This window comes from Sporosarcina sp. FSL K6-1508, assembly GCF_038007465.1.
In the GTDB taxonomy this organism is placed as follows: Bacteria; Bacillota; Bacilli; order Bacillales_A; family Planococcaceae; genus Sporosarcina; species Sporosarcina psychrophila_B.
On sequence record NZ_JBBOXF010000001.1, the window covers coordinates 2,305,323 to 2,320,729 of the forward strand.

The following is a 15,407-nucleotide window of genomic DNA, read 5'->3' on the forward strand; positions in this document are numbered from 1 at the left end:
AATCCATCGAATCCGCTACGACTACCCCTTGTAAGGCATATTCACTCAGTTTATATAGCATTCAGTTATCCAAGATAGACAGCACTTATTTTGACCGCCTGCATAAAATATTGTATGATACTAATAACCAAGTAAGTTAATATGAATTAAGGAGAATAGATATGAAGAAATTAAGTTTACGGCTACTTCTATTAATAACTGCAATCGTTTTGCTTACGGCATGCGGGAAAACAGATAAAGAAAATACGAACGGTAGTGAAGCAACTAAAGGAAACAGTGATTCAGGAAAGAAAGTTGAAGACTTACTTACAAAAGTACAGGATGAAGGCAAGTTAGTAATCGGAACGGAAGGAACATACCCGCCATTTACATTTCATGATGATAAAGGGGAGCTCACTGGTTTCGATGTAGAAATTGCAAGAGAAATAACAACACGCCTTGGGGTAGAACCTGTATTTTTAGAAACACAATGGGATGCAATTTTCGCAGGGCTTGATTCCAAACGTTTCGATATGATTGCTAACCAAGTAGGGATTCGTAAGGACCGTATTGAGAAATACGATTTTTCGGAACCATATATTACCTCGGCAGCTGTGCTTATAGCGAATAGTAATAATAAAGATGTAACAAGTTTTGAAGATATTAAAGGGTTAAAATCCGCACAGTCATTAACGAGCAACTATGCAGACGTTGCAAAATCGTATGATGCAGAAATTGTGGGTGTTGAAGGATTTAATCAAGCCATTGAGCTCATCAATTCTAAACGTGTCGATGTAACAATAAATGATAAAATGTCGTTCTTAGATTTCAAAAAGCATAAACCGGATGCAGCGGTAGAGATTGTAGATACAGCAGATGATGTATCGCAGAGCGGTTTAATGTTTAGAAAAGGTAATGAAACACTCATTACCGAGGTGAATAAAGCATTAAAAGAAATGATTGAAGACGGCACATACTTAAAAATCTCTGAGAAATGGTTTGGTGAAGATGTACTTAACTAATATTTTAGCTGACCCAGAAAAAGTACAAAAACTACTTGATATTGCCCTGACATCCCTTCGGCCATTGCTGGAGGGAGCTCTTTACTATACGCTACCATTAACGTTTATTTCTTTTTTCTTCGGGATTATTCTAGCAGTATTAACTGCATTGGCAAGAATATCTACAAGCAAGCCGCTGCAAATTATTGCAAGAATTTATGTATCCGCAATACGTGGAACGCCGTTACTCGTTCAACTATTTATTTTGTTTTTTGGATTACCAACGATTGGAATAATTATAGACCCATTTCCAGCGGCTGTCTTCGGATTTTCATTAAACGTAGGAGCCTATGCCTCTGAAGTTATTCGTGCAGCCATACAATCGATTCCGAAAGGACAATGGGAGGCAGCGCATACGATTGGCATGAATTATGCTCAAACATTAAGGCGAATCATATTGCCACAAGCAACTAGGGTATCTATTCCTCCTTTATCGAATACGTTTATCAGTCTTGTGAAAGATACTTCGCTGGCTTCTCTTATTTTAGTGACAGAAATGTTCAGAAGAGCTCAAGAAATTGCTTCTGCAAACTATGAGTTCTTACTTCTTTATACTGAAGCTGCTATCATCTACTGGCTCATTTGTTTTATCCTTTCCTTAATTCAAGACAGAGTCGAGCATCGATTGGATCGATATGTGGCTAAGTGATGAGCTGAAAAAAACAATTGTAAGAAGGTGTACACCATGATTTCAATAAAAGGTTTATATAAGAAGTTTGGCGAACTTGAAGTGTTAAAGGGTATCGATTTGGAAGTGAAAAAAGGAGAAGTTGTTGTTGTCATAGGTCCGTCGGGCTCTGGTAAAACGACACTGCTTAGGTGTTTGAATATACTGGAAGTCCCCACAGCCGGAAGTATAGCGCTTGATGGTCATAAAGCGGACTTCGCGAAACGAGTAGCGAAAAAGGAAATTGACTATTTTAGAAGTGAAACAGGTATGGTATTTCAAAACTATAATTTGTTTCCTCATAAGACCGCTCTTGAAAACGTGATGGAAGGGCCGGTCATCGTAAAAAAAGAAGCCAAAGATATAGCACGCAAAAAAGCAGAGAGTTTGTTAAAGAAGGTTGGGTTAGGTGACAAGTTCGATTTCTATCCCTTCCAACTATCAGGAGGTCAACAACAACGAGTGGGGATTGCAAGAGCATTGGCATTAGAGCCGAAAGTAATGTTGTTTGATGAGCCTACGTCCGCTCTGGATCCGGAACTAGTGGGCGAAGTGTTGCAGGTTATGAAAGATCTTGCCAATGAAGGCATGACAATGGTCGTTGTTACACACGAAATGCGTTTTGCACAGGACGCAGCCGACGAGGTCATTTTTATAGATGAGGGAAAGGTAATTGAGCGAAACAAACCAAGTGAACTTTTTACAAATCCAAAAGAAGAACGAACTAAACAATTTTTGAATTTGATTTCATGACTAATAAACAAGGTGAGATAATTGGTTAGCCTGTAAGGGACCGGTTATTTTTGTATTAGGTGATAATCGGAAGTCTCGCTAAATTTGTTGAAAATAGTTATGATGGAAGGGATGCTATTTTATGAAATGAGGGGATTTACATGAGTGAACAATCAAATGTCGTATTACCTAAAAAAACATGTTCAATCGAGAGGCTTGTTACGATTCCAAAAGATGTTGAAAAAGTACTGAACGGCGAAAAGACAGCTACTCGCCGCAATGGTGTTTATGCAGATCTTGGAGAAGTGATGGTACTTGAAGGTAAAGAATTCAAAGTAGATGCAATCTATTCACAGACGCTTGGTGAAATGACGGATGAACACGCACAACAAGAAGGCTACACAACGATGGAAGAATATAAACAATCCATTCTTGCGATGCATGATAAAATGCCATGGTTACCGACGATGAGTGTCTGGGTGCATGAATATAGCCCTGTAGCGAAATGATGTTCTGAATGAATTCAGGAGTCTATGGTGCGATTGTCTTTTTGCATGTTATTAGTGCTGTCCTCGCTATAGGTCCATTATTTATATTAATGCCGATTATAAAGCGATTGCGTAGCGTTGAAACAGGCATTGAGCAGGCTTTCTTGTCTATTATCAATGCCATCATTCGCTTGGTCATGCATGCAGGACATGCCCTCGTCTACACAGGTGTCCTCTTATTGATATTTGGACCTTGGCCGTGGTATACGTCGTGGGTAATCATGACGCTTGCTGTTTTACTGCTATCTGGAGTTTTTCTAGCAAGGGGATTTACGGTTGTACTACGGAAGTTTAAAAATCCAGATGCTGATAAAAATAAGATACTTGATCGTTTAAATAATACTTCATGGCTTTATATCGGTCTTATGCTAATCATGCTCTGGCTCATGGTTCAAAAACCGATGCTTTGGTAGATAACCCACGATACATAGAAAAAGATGTGCATCTAACCGGTGCATGTCTTTTTTGATTTTTATTTTCACATAGCTTACTGTAAACGCGCGAGCTGTTGTGACGAGTTAACCTATTACTACTTACCGGGATCAGTGGGCGTATTCTTTTATTAATATTTTCGATACCTTTTTGAAAGTAGTCATCTAGTAAGAGTGAGGGGGTGTGAAAATGATAGGCTGCGGAATCCAAAAATATAGACCAGCACCTACAAATAGAAAGTATTATGAAAAAAGCTCTCCAAATCACATTAATTGTGGTTTGGAGAGCTTTTAACATCATAAATTATTTTGAACATAGGACAGACGTTGTGCAATTTCATTTGCGATTTTCATGCCATGAAAGCGTCCGTCTTCAATGTAAACACGATTTGTAATGCCACCCGTTACAACCCCAGAAAGAAAAATATTCTTAACATTTGATTCATATGTCTCTGGATTAAAGGAAGGAACTAATGAAGAGAGGTCAGTTTGAATTCCGATGCTTTGAAGCAGTGAGATATTAGGTTGATACCCGATAAGGGAGAATACATAGTCATTTTGAAGTGTAACTGTTCCTTCAGAAGAGTTTATACGAATGGTTGATTCATCGATAGCAGCAATACTGGAATTGGGATGAAAATCAATCCTTCCTTTTTTAAGAAGGTTACGCATATCTAATAATAAGGATGGTTTGATACCCTCCAAGACAGTTTCTCCACGATGCACAAGTGTAACATGGGCTCCGTTACGATAAAGATCAATAGCTGCTTCAATTGCTGAATTTTTACCGCCGACAACAGTAACATGTTGTCCATAATAAAGATGACCTTCTTTATAATAATGTGAGACCTTCGCTAAATTGTCTCCGTCTACCCCTAGTTGTCTAGGCGTATCGAAAATTCCGGTTGCGATAACAATCATCTTCGCTTCGTAGGGAATGGTGTTGCCATTGAGATCTTCTGCGTGGACAGTAAAGGATGCAGCGTTCTTTGAAATAGAATTAACCTTTTGATAGCACTTAATATTAATTTCTTGTCTTTCAGCTACAAGGCGATAATATTTTAATAGTTCCGTTCGATTTGGTCGTACATCTTGTGATAGGAATGGAATGTTGCCAATTTCTAAACGATCTGAAGTACTATAGAAAGTCATATGTAATGGACAGTTGACAATGGAATTGACAATCGCCTCTTTTTCAATAATTACATAAGAAAATCCCTTTTCTTGAAGGGCAAGACCCGTTGATAAGCCACACGGGCCACCGCCAATAATAACAACATCATACATAAACTAAAAATCCTCCTTGAAATTTTACATAAAGACGGTTATAAGCATTAATTTTTTAGAAATGTTACATGGATAATGAAACAAAGAAGCATAATTCGTACCCATCAGTATACCCAGATAGTATGTAGAAATACCGAAAGAATATAAAACAATTAATGGTATTATGTCTTGTTTTACGCATTAAAAACAATTCAATCTATTTTACCGACAATCTATAAAAGTTGAAGTATTGAATCCGGTGTGTAAGCGAGCGAAGGCGCCTTAAAAGGGGTAGCCGAAGCCATAAGACTGGCGGTGAAGCTGCTTGGCTTATGGGAGGGGACTGAAAAAGTACGATTTCCTTCAATCCCGTTGATTTCCGTTCCGAGCGGACGCTTTCTTACCTCTAGTCAAGTAATTTCTAAAAAAATTGGTGGGGGAATAAAGAATAGCCCAAGGCAATTGCTTTTCGTTCCAGCGCTCGCTTTCCGCGGGCATGGCTTGAGCCTCCTCGTCCGCTTCGCTCCCTGCGGGGTCTCAAGGCTCATGCTATTCCCGCAGGAGTCGAGCGCTTCCACTACAAGCAACAAGAGAGAAATCAAGAAAGGATAGGAATACGTGGGGTCTCCGCTAGAGAATTTAAGTAGCACAAATAAACCTGACGATTATCTATTTTTTCGAAAGGTCTTCTGTGCTATAGTTTGGATATCCTTATTACGAACTGGTTTGGGCTGCTTCGTAATCAAAAAGGACTCTGTGTTGAATAAGGTGAAATGCGACTTTCAAGAACTTATTCACACAAGCTATGACCGCAACCTTATGAGGTTTCCTCTGAGGTTGCTTTTTTAAATGATCATAATAGTCTACAATGGTATTCTTCGTTCGTTGTCGCAAAGAAATCATGGACATCACCATGAAATATAGGATTTTTCTCAACCTACGGTTCCCTCGCTTATTTATCCGATCCTGGTACTGCAGCTTCCCGGATTGATACCGTTGGATATCAATTCCTGCGTAGGCATTTACCTGTTTCGGATTCTTGAAGCGACGGATATCCCCCAATTCTGCGATAAGCCGGACTGCTGTAGGTGTTCCGATGCCCAGAAAGGATACAAGTACTTGGAAATCTACACGTTCTTTGGAGAGTGCCACCATCTGCTTAATGATTTCATTCTTCTTTTGTCTTAGCTCTGCTATACGGGCTGCGTCTTCTTTTAAGTGCAGGCACCGAACATCGTCCTGTTTGATAGCTGGATACGTGTCTTCTGCGGCAATGAGCAGTTCCATCGTTTTCTCTTCTGCTTTGTGAATCGAGAGGTGCTTATAAGTGGCTTGTTTGATGTTTTTCGCAATTTCTTCCTTTGACTGACCTTTTAGACAATCTGGATGGGGATACAATTGAACCACATTTAAAAACAAGACCGACCTTTTGGAGAACACCTTTTCCAGTGCTGGAAAACTCAGCTGTAGAAAGGCGTGTAATCGATTCGCATACTGCTGAATCTCTTTCTCAACATCGTCGTAGTAACGCCCCAACGCACGCATTTGTTCAAAGTAGGCCTCCTGGACATACGTTTCTTCACGGTCAACCTTAAAATGGGACTTGGCTAACTCATGTGCGTCACTAATGTCTGTCTTATTTCTGCGCATAGAGGCCATTTGCAGCTTCGCTTGTAGGGGATTTAGCCTTTTGTATGGATAACATTCCTCCTTAAGAAAGCGTTCCAGTCCTTGTGAGTAGACCCCGGTAGCTTCAAACACGATCTCAGGTGTTCTGCCAGATTGTTCTTTCAAATTGTTCAACTTCTCTTTTAGCCACATGAACCCAGTGACTGTATGTTCCATTTCGCCCTCGAATCGGCAATGTTGATTGTGATCGTACACCACCATTGTACTTTTTCCCATACTCACGTCAAAAGCAACTACATTATTCATCCTACATCCTCCTCTTATGTTTCATAGAAGCCTTCACATTGCCTTATCGATTCCACTTTCTTATACACGATCTCGAAGATCCAACATACTAAACTGATTCAAATAAGGATGTGAAGTGAGTCGGTTTCCTTATACGAATTCAAAGATTCCAGCGTCCGCACGACTTCGCTTCACTTCTACCATAAAAAATAGTAGCACAAACCATGGCCATGGTTTGTGCTACTAATGTTAGTATGTTTCCGCGGGCACGGCTTCAGCCAATCGAACTACGAAGGGTTCGATTGGCCTTAATTTCTGTGTTCTTTGCAGAAATTAAGGCATTCTTGCCCCGTGCTCCCAACGCTAGCGCTTTTGCTCGCAAAAGCCGTTCTTCGTAACGGCTCTTCCGGCGGGGTCTTCAGCTCGTGCTGTTCCCGCTGGAGTCGCCGCTCTCCACTACAATCAATTAGTTCTTACTAAAAAAAGAACTTTTTCAGTGGCTTCGCTTATGGCGGGAGGCATCCCCTAGCGCTGTAGCGGTTCAATGTAATTCTTTATCTCAACATATCTAGGGGATTCTACGAAGGGAACAGTCAATTAAAAAGATCGTTCAAGCATAGAGAGCAGATCTACTAACCGTTGTCCAACTTACTGTCGACCATACAAAAGCGTGAAAGGTAAATATTAGTCCTAAACTAGTGTTATGTTAATCGCTATGTATACTCGATACCATCAAGTTGAACAAGGGATTTTGGGGTTTATGGAGAATACTATCTTATAAATGAAAATACTGTAGCATTTAAGGAGCGTTATATGGAAATTAAGTTTAATGATTTTTTTAGAGAAGAACTAACGATTCATGCTATTCAAGCAGCTATGGAAGATGGAAAAGTAACTTCAAAAGAATTGGTTATGTATTACCTTCACAGAATAGCAAAGTATGACCAAGACGGACCGAAAATAAATTCTATTCTTGAAATAAATCCTGACGCAATTTTCATTGCTGAAGCATTAGATTATGAAAGGATAACAAGGGGCGTTAGGGGCCCTTTACATGGTATTCCGGTTTTTCTCAAAGATAGTATCGAAACAAATGATTCAATGCATACCAGTGCAGGAACACTTGCATTAGAGAATCATAGTAGTAGTCAGGATGCATTCCTTGTTAAAAAGCTTCGTAACGCAGGTGCAGTCATTTTAGGCAAAGCTAATATGACAGAACTAGCGAATGGGATGTCTAGTACAATGTGGGCAGGCTATAGTTCCAGAGGAGGTCAAGTATTAAATCCATATGGCGATGCTAACCTTTTTGTTGGGGGATCCAGTTCAGGTTCAGCTGTGGCAGTTGCTGCAAATTTTACAGTATTGTCCGTTGGTACTGAAACAGATGCTTCTATTCTAAGTCCAGCCATTACAAACGCCGTGGTCGGTATAAAACCTACTGTTGGATTGATTAGCCGCACGGGTATCATTCCTTTCACCTATTCTCAAGACACGGCAGGACCAATGGCTAGAACCGTTACGGACGCCTCTATTCTATTGGGAGCTTTAGTTGGTGTTGATGAACTTGACGCTGCTACCCATAAATGCGAAGGAAGGGTACAACAGGATTATTCATCTTTTTTGGATTCTATGGGTTTAAAAGGAGCAAAAATTGGTGTATTTCAAAATGGCTCTAAAGCGTTTTATGAATCTGAGGAGTACAATGCGGAATTGTTTGAGGATGCCATACAGACCTTAAATGAAGAAGGGGCTTTGGTCATTGAAGATATAGAAATCCCTTCTTTTCACAGAGAGTGGAAAAGGACAGTATTACTATCTGAGTTAAAACATAGCTTAGAAAATTATCTTGTCAAACTTCCTTCGCAATTACCTGTACATTCTATATCCGAACTGATTCAGTTTAATAAGAGTACAGCAGATAGAGCATTGAAATATGGACAGAATAAGTTGGAGGAAATTGTGGGATTACCCAATACGTTAAGGAATCCTGACTATTTGAATGCAAAACTGGATGATTTATATTTTTCACAGACGGGAATTGATTTTGCCTTAAAAAAATATGACCTTGATGCAATTCTTTTCCCTTCATATATAGGTTCGACAATATTTGCTAAAGCTGGGTATCCATCGATTGCTCTCCCTGCTGGGTACAAAGATAGTGGAAGGCCATTTGGTATAACATTTGCAGGTGCTGCCTTTAGTGAAGGTATATTAATCAAACTTGGTTATGCATTTGAACAAGCAACAAAGCATCGAAAAAGCCCGAAACTAATATAGAAAAAACTAAAGTACTCCGGCTTTCAGGATGAATAAAAACTACCAGAAAAAAATTCTAATTTGGATAGCTAGATTTTTTTATGGTGCATGTGGAATTGTAAATTCAATTCGTTCAATACTACACCTTTTTTTAATTTTATTAAAACTGATTTTCATGATCGTATAGAGTATAAATTCATTAAGTAGGGATAGTATTATAAATGATAAAAGTAGCAATAATTACGGTCATAAGAATGTATCACTTTTGTCATCTTTTTACCAATGATGGTCAGAAAACATACCGCTTGTTGCCACGGCATTTACTAATTGGGAATAACTAAAATAATGGGCGATAAAAAAGCCTAATTCCCGCTTCTTTTTGACGTAGAATTAAGCTTTCGATCTACAACAATCGCACCCGAATAGTTAAACCAATTGAATAAGCTATTCCTATCCAAACAAGCCAAAAAAATCAGTTATATATATCGAGAGTAGGAGTATTGCCATAAATATTAATTGAAGAACCGTAAAGATATAAGCATTTCTGTTTTCTGCATATTTCCACTCCATAAACGCTGTTACGATTTCAGTTAAAAAGATTACTATAAATAATAAAAAATATGGTTCCAAAAACAAAATTGGAATCAATGGCAGTCTTGAAGCATTGATAATACCTCCAACTATAATAGCAACAACAAAGACAATTCTAATTGTCCAGTCAATCTTTTTATGCTGCTCATTCAAATGATTGTATGAAAACGCCTTCTTTTTTTTCACTTTAAGGATCTTTCTTACAATCGCATTAAATAAAAACATTAATAGCCCTATAAGGAGCAAAAATAGAAAGAAATTCAACCAAAAAGATGAATCTACACCATAAAGTAACACTTCCATACAACCTCACCTACTTAATATTCTAGACTTATTCATTTTTATTACCTATCGAATGAATTACTTATCTAAGTTATAAAATAACTATTCAATAATCAAGCCTGTTTGTTGAAGACAGTTCTTATTGGAAATTAATCAAATCAGTACAACAAGCATAACATTTGTAATTCGGAATATGTATGGTGTTTCACCTTTAATCAACATGAAGATTTGCAGTGGTAATCACCTGGCGTTTGCTGATGCATTTCCTTGGCTATCTTCAAACAATTGTAATATTATGAAAACGAAAACAAGTTATTGAATTTTTTGGGGTGTGGCACTATATACGTTGAATGAAAGAATCCCATTGAATCGCTACGGCGCTAGGGGATGCCTTCGCTCAGTTTATACTCTGGATTCAATATTTCTACATATTTAATTATAGTCAAGAAAACCAGAATCCAGATTGTAGATTTCATCACAGATAACGAAATGCTCTTTCTCACATAGACCATCCAGCGAAGGCGCGACTTCGTGGTAGCCGGAGCGATAAGACTGAAAGTGCTCTCCTTTCCGGCTTATCGCGGGAGGCATCCACAAAGCGTCGAAGCGGTATTAGCAGGATTTCTCATTCATTCCTCATGTATTGAGACATTCGTTGAACACATTCGATTGATTTATGGCACTCCAGGTTGTAGTTCTCATTCCTGATAACGAAATGCGCTTTCTCAAAAAAGCCATCTAGCGCAGGCGCGTCTTCGTGGTAGCCGGAGCGATAAGAGCAAGGAGGGATGCAGTTCAATCTCTCTCAAGTGATCTCCTTTCTGGCTTATCGCGGGAGGCATCCACAAAGCGTCGAAGCGATATTAGCGGGAATTTTAATTAAATCCAAATATCGGGAGTTTTTCAGTGGTCTCCCAAAAGCCCTTGTAAAGCGTATACGTGGTATTCATTTATTCAACATATATAGCTGCGTTTTTTGGATTAGTTTCTTATGTGAAAGAATGGTTATAATTCTAATATTTGAGTTAATTTCATAATTGCCGTTTTTAAAAATACGTGGAGTAACCCCTTAATGAAATTCAGTTTTTTAAAAAATAGAATTACGATTTAATTAGGCCGCTTGTAACGACTGTTGTTTCATTTCTACTCTAATCCGATCCGTGGCTAATCTTGAGGCATTATAAACAAGCGTCACCAATTGGAAGTGTAGTCTCGCTTTCTTTCCAGTTCGATGCCGGACATTAGTAAGGCCGAAGTATTCCTTTAAATATGCATTGACACGTTCAACGGCTGTACGTTCTTTGTACAGTTCAGTCCATCTTTTTGACCCTCTCGCTGGGGAAGTGTATTTCCGGATATCCACGGACTGCCTGATTTTATACGTCTTCTGACAAAGTGAATCATGTTGTAATGGGCAAGTTGCACATTCTTTTGGTCGGGTATATTTCAGCGTGCTGTATGTCGCGTCAAAACTGTCGTAACGATAGGAATGTTCCAGGACGCATGTTGGCGCGAAGTGGGCATCGTATCCAATTACCTCTCCTTCACCGCGAGGATTATAAGGAATGACGGCTTGTAAGTTTTGATCTATTGCTTGCTGATAAACCGCTTTAAAATCATAACCTGCATCGAAAAGACCTGCGGTAAATAAATCCGGAAGATCCTGTTCAATCTTTTTTAATAAGGGAATCGCTGCTTTTCCATCATTTAGATTACCTGATGTCATCAGCCCCGCAAGAATATATTGACTCTTTGTGCTGACAGCTAAGTGGGCTTTGTAACCGAACCATGAAAAGTTTTTCCCATCACTGTTTTTCTTGATTCCCCACTTTGGATCGATCGGGGCCTCTGTATATAACGTTTCCACAGATTCGGATAGTTGGTGAACAATCTCTTTTTCATAAATCGAGCGTGTTGCTTCTTCGACTTGTTTGTCCTTCAACCATTGTTCATGTTCTGCTTTCGGTTTACGTCCCCGCTTTTTCGGTGCAGGTTTTTCTTTCTTTTCCGATGGCCAAGCGCGATCTCGCGCTTCAAAATGAGTTGCGTCAATGGCGATGTTTTCTTCAGTAATATATCCTTCATCAATCGCAAGCAGAAGGAGTTCATCATGCACGCGTACCATCGCATCTGATTCACTAATCAGTCCAATCATTCGTGAATAAGATACTTCGGATGGGACCGTATCCGAATGGAGAAAGCCACAGTCATATCGAAAAAAAGGGTCATTTCCAAGACGTTTCACAAGGTCCTTCACCGTCGGAATTCGCTCCACCACACGAGCGATTAACGAATAGACCATGGCCCCATAATTTAATTCTCTCGGCGCACCTACATTTGTGTTTTTATCGAACAAAGTCCAGACAGGTTCAAGGTTTAACGTTGAAAAAATGGCGTTAAAACGATGGGTAGGTTCAATATCATATAGTTCATGCATGTCAAAAAGGCTTTGTTGTCGTACAATAGACATAGGGGTATCTCTCCAGTCTGTAATGTTTGTTGTGGTGACTACATTATACAAGATTTGGGGAGGTACTCTATTTTTAATGTCTAGAAAGCATTGGTGCGTATGGGCTGAGAATTATGAAATTAACTCATTTAAATAAAAAATTCATATATTGAAGAATTCAACTCACCTGGTTGATCATTAATTAGAATTTTAGCATATCACTTAAATAATGAACCAATAAAACGAGGAATTATTAACAAAGCATCTGTTAAAGAAAATGCAAGTTCAGCTTTGTCAAATTTATCTAATGAACGCGAGTTCGAACTATCCGTATTATTATTTGGAGTACCTTGTGTAACTATATCGCCTTGAATTGGCACTATACCATCCGTGAAACGGATACATATTGATTTACAATTATTAATATCAGGCGAATCCATTACCTGAAAGTGTATATGTGGCTCTGATGAGTTACCGGAATTCCCGCATAATCCGACAACTTGACCTTGTTTAACGTCCTCTCCCTCTTTTACCATTATAGAATACTGTTTGAAATGAGCTAATAAGCTATATTCGTTATTGAAATGCTTTATAACGATATAATTGCCTGCCGGCTGTAATTCATTCATTTCACTAGGGACGTTATCGATTATATTATTGATCACTTTAACGATCTTGCCATCAGTTGGTGCAACAACCTCTTTATTGAATGCATAGTAATTTTCATTACGCATTTTTTTATCTTTATACGTTTGATTATCTTTCATGACAACTAAATCATATGCGTATCTCTGTGATTCATAAACATAATGATAATTTAGAAATTCATTTTTTCCGCCCCAAAAGACAAACCATTCATCTTTAATAGGCATATTATATAAGTTTTTTGAAGAAGGTCTGTCACTCTTTGGAAAGATTATATAAGGTTTTATCAAAAGACGATGGATATTATTAGTCGAATCGAATACAACACAAATCACTTTTTCTTTATGGCTATCTAACCATAAATATTGTATATAATACCCTAAAGATGATGTCTCAATTAATTGGAAGCTTTCAACGTTCTTATTAATCGATTGTACTAGTTCTTTAAATTGCTGGAGCGATACTATCTCTTTAAAATCTTTAATACATTGTTTGTAAATGGATTCTGGTTTTCCATGTAAAAAAGAATCTCCGAAATTCTCTGGAGTTATATAATCATTTTGAAATCTGTCCATAAAATCCTCCTTTTTTATTTAAATGTAAGACTGAACCATTTCTTTTGCTATCCCGATGTATTCTTTATTCTAAATCACTTGAGTATTTTTCCGGTAGTAACTCCATTACATTACATTTTACTAATTCACCATTGTAGGGAATGATTACGTCAGTATCCTTACCGTAATCACTTATTAACTCGCGACACATGCCACATGGTGCAACGACCCAACATTTTTCAATGTCTTCTTGTGGATGAGGATGAGCAACTGCTACAATCGTTTCAAACTCATGGTCTCCTTCTGATATTGACTTTCCAATCGCCATTGCTTCTCCACATACCGTTATTCTGCCAACATTTGCTTCGACGTGTACAGCTGCAAAAATATTACCTGATGTAGTTCTGACCGATGAACCAATGTGGTGTCGTCCATATCTATAATTTTTTTCTATTACGTCTTCTGCAGCCTTAATTAATTCATAATCCCTATTTTCCAAAGCTCTAACTTTTAACATAATAATCCCCTCCTACCACTATTTTACCTCATTAGTGAAATATTTGTATTTATGGCTTCCTTTCTTCCTTCCTCAAGAGTGAAGGCAGTAATCTTACTTCTGAAACATACTGCATTGAATTATTTAAGCATACCAATTGCTACGAATTGGCATGGAATGGTCTGTTTTTTAAAGTTTCCTGAAATACTATTGATAAGGTATACACTAGTTATATCCAAAATCATAGTATGAGGATATCAATGTACAAGTTTTATAAACCTTTATCTGCAATATATTTTCGATTGAAGCTATTTAATACACAAGAGATTACGAATGAAAATTGAGAGGGAGTTGTTAAAAATGAAAACTGTAAAAGTTTATCATTATGATGCATTTAGTAACAAACCGAATAAAGGAAATCCTGCAGGAGTAGTTTTGGATGGCGATGAACTAACGGAGATTGAAATGCAAGAAGTAGCTTTAGATATGGGTTTTAGTGAGACAGCTTTTCCTATGCATTCAGACGTTGCCGATATTAGGATTCGTTATTTTACGCCAGGGAGAGAGATGGATTTGTGTGGTCACGCAACTATGGCAACTATTTATGCACTAAAATCAAAAGGATTAATAGGGGAGAAAACGGAGTTAACAATAGAAACAAAAGCGGGAATTTTACCAATAAGGATAAGTTCGACTATAGAAAATGAACTATACATAACTATGAAACAGGCATCTCCGCAGTTTGAAGAGTTTAAAGGTTCCAAGGAAGATTTAGCTAGGTCAATCGGGATTGGTATAGATGATATAGAAACTGACTTACCAATTTTATATGGAAGTACAGGCATATGGACTTTGTTAATTCCTATAAGAAAGCTTAAAGCATTCAAAAAGATGAAGCCCAACAATAAACAGTTTCCAACGATTTTAAAAGAAATGCCAAAAGCGTCTGTCCACCCTTTCTGCCTTGAAACGCATGATTCTAATGCAGATATGCATGCCCGCCATTTCTCTTCTCCATTTTCCGGTACAATAGAGGACCCGGTGACAGGCACTGCTTCAGGTGTAATGGGAGCTTATTATGCCAAAAATATTAAAAATGACTTTGACACTAAATTAACCTTGTTAATTGAACAAGGTATTGAAATTGACAAAGATGGAAGAGTACAAGTTGAAGTAATCAAAAATAATCAAACATTTAATATTGAAATTACTGGTAATGCAGTCTTTGTAAAAGAATTTGATGTAACGATTAAAAATAACGAAACATAAATTGGGCGGGGTAGTAAAGTCTCTCATCTTCTTTTTCACCAATGACTATATACTCTTTTGGGCATTTTTTAAGTAGTGCATTATGAAGAGTTATTATAGTAATCTATGAAACTTTTAGTACTTCTTATTGCCATCTATTAGACTATGTGGTATATTTTTTGATGGTTATAGGCAAACTTATTGAAAAATAGGGACGCAAAGCTACGGGTCTAAAGTAATTATTACTATGACGGCTGAGCTGCTCAAGAAATGCTAGATAATAGT

Annotated in this window: 13 protein-coding genes and 1 riboswitch; of the genes, 7 read left to right on the plus strand and 6 right to left on the minus strand. The window is 38.0% G+C overall.

The window, feature by feature from the left end:
- Positions 1–161 precede the first annotated feature (161 nt).
- From MKZ11_RS11595 to MKZ11_RS11615, 5 genes are all read left to right on the plus strand, one after another.
- A complete protein-coding gene (locus tag MKZ11_RS11595) occupies positions 162–1,001 on the plus strand; it encodes an amino acid ABC transporter substrate-binding protein (protein ID WP_340794586.1) in 840 nt (279 codons plus the stop codon).
- On the plus strand, positions 988–1,689 hold the full coding sequence (locus MKZ11_RS11600; protein WP_340794587.1) for an amino acid ABC transporter permease: 702 nt from the start codon (positions 988–990) through the stop codon (positions 1,687–1,689). Before MKZ11_RS11595 ends, MKZ11_RS11600 begins: the two co-directional genes overlap by 14 nt.
- Before the next feature lie 36 nt (positions 1,690–1,725).
- Positions 1,726–2,460, plus strand: a complete 735-nt coding sequence (locus tag MKZ11_RS11605; RefSeq protein ID WP_340794588.1) for an amino acid ABC transporter ATP-binding protein — start codon at positions 1,726–1,728, stop codon at positions 2,458–2,460.
- 140 nt (positions 2,461–2,600) lie between these two features.
- The gene (locus MKZ11_RS11610; protein ID WP_340794589.1) at positions 2,601–2,948 is read left to right on the plus strand and encodes an ASCH domain-containing protein; all 348 of its coding nucleotides are present in this window, start codon (positions 2,601–2,603) and stop codon (positions 2,946–2,948) included.
- Positions 2,949–2,956: 8 nt separating this feature from the next.
- A complete protein-coding gene (locus MKZ11_RS11615; RefSeq protein WP_340794590.1) occupies positions 2,957–3,400 on the plus strand; it encodes a hypothetical protein in 444 nt (147 codons plus the stop codon).
- Positions 3,401–3,715: 315 nt separating this feature from the next.
- On the opposite strand, the gene MKZ11_RS11620 is transcribed toward MKZ11_RS11615, so the two are convergent.
- Positions 3,716–4,705 (minus strand): YpdA family putative bacillithiol disulfide reductase, encoded by a 990-nt coding sequence (locus MKZ11_RS11620; RefSeq protein ID WP_340794591.1) that lies wholly within the window; start codon positions 4,703–4,705, stop codon positions 3,716–3,718.
- A 693-nt stretch (positions 4,706–5,398) separates the two neighbouring features.
- On the minus strand, positions 5,399–6,619 hold the full coding sequence (locus MKZ11_RS11625; RefSeq protein ID WP_340794592.1) for an IS110 family transposase: 1,221 nt from the start codon (positions 6,617–6,619) through the stop codon (positions 5,399–5,401).
- 792 nt (positions 6,620–7,411) lie between these two features.
- On the opposite strand from MKZ11_RS11625, the gene MKZ11_RS11630 reads away from it, so the two are divergent.
- Positions 7,412–8,878 (plus strand): amidase family protein, encoded by a 1,467-nt coding sequence (locus MKZ11_RS11630; protein ID WP_340794593.1) that lies wholly within the window; start codon positions 7,412–7,414, stop codon positions 8,876–8,878.
- Between the two features lie 429 nt (positions 8,879–9,307).
- Here MKZ11_RS11630 and MKZ11_RS11635 read toward each other — a convergent pair whose 3' ends face one another.
- The 4 genes from MKZ11_RS11635 to MKZ11_RS11650 form a co-directional block, all read right to left on the minus strand.
- Positions 9,308–9,751 (minus strand): DUF4181 domain-containing protein, encoded by a 444-nt coding sequence (locus tag MKZ11_RS11635; protein ID WP_340794594.1) that lies wholly within the window; start codon positions 9,749–9,751, stop codon positions 9,308–9,310.
- 1,090 nt (positions 9,752–10,841) lie between these two features.
- Positions 10,842–12,200 carry a transposase gene (locus MKZ11_RS11640; RefSeq protein WP_340794595.1) on the minus strand — a complete coding sequence of 453 codons (1,359 nt, stop codon included), beginning with the start codon at positions 12,198–12,200 and terminating at the stop codon, positions 10,842–10,844.
- 197 nt (positions 12,201–12,397) lie between these two features.
- Entirely contained in the window at positions 12,398–13,399 is a 1,002-nt protein-coding gene (locus tag MKZ11_RS11645) for a M23 family metallopeptidase (RefSeq protein WP_340794596.1), read from the minus strand.
- Between the two features lie 64 nt (positions 13,400–13,463).
- Complete coding sequence (locus tag MKZ11_RS11650; protein WP_340794597.1) at positions 13,464–13,895, minus strand: cytidine deaminase; 432 nt, start codon at positions 13,893–13,895, stop codon at positions 13,464–13,466.
- Between the two features lie 339 nt (positions 13,896–14,234).
- On the opposite strand from MKZ11_RS11650, the gene MKZ11_RS11655 reads away from it, so the two are divergent.
- On the plus strand, positions 14,235–15,143 hold the full coding sequence (locus MKZ11_RS11655) for a PhzF family phenazine biosynthesis isomerase (protein ID WP_340794598.1): 909 nt from the start codon (positions 14,235–14,237) through the stop codon (positions 15,141–15,143).
- A gap of 160 nt (positions 15,144–15,303) precedes the next feature.
- Positions 15,304–15,389, plus strand: a riboswitch (cyclic di-GMP riboswitch).
- Positions 15,390–15,407 lie beyond the last annotated feature (18 nt).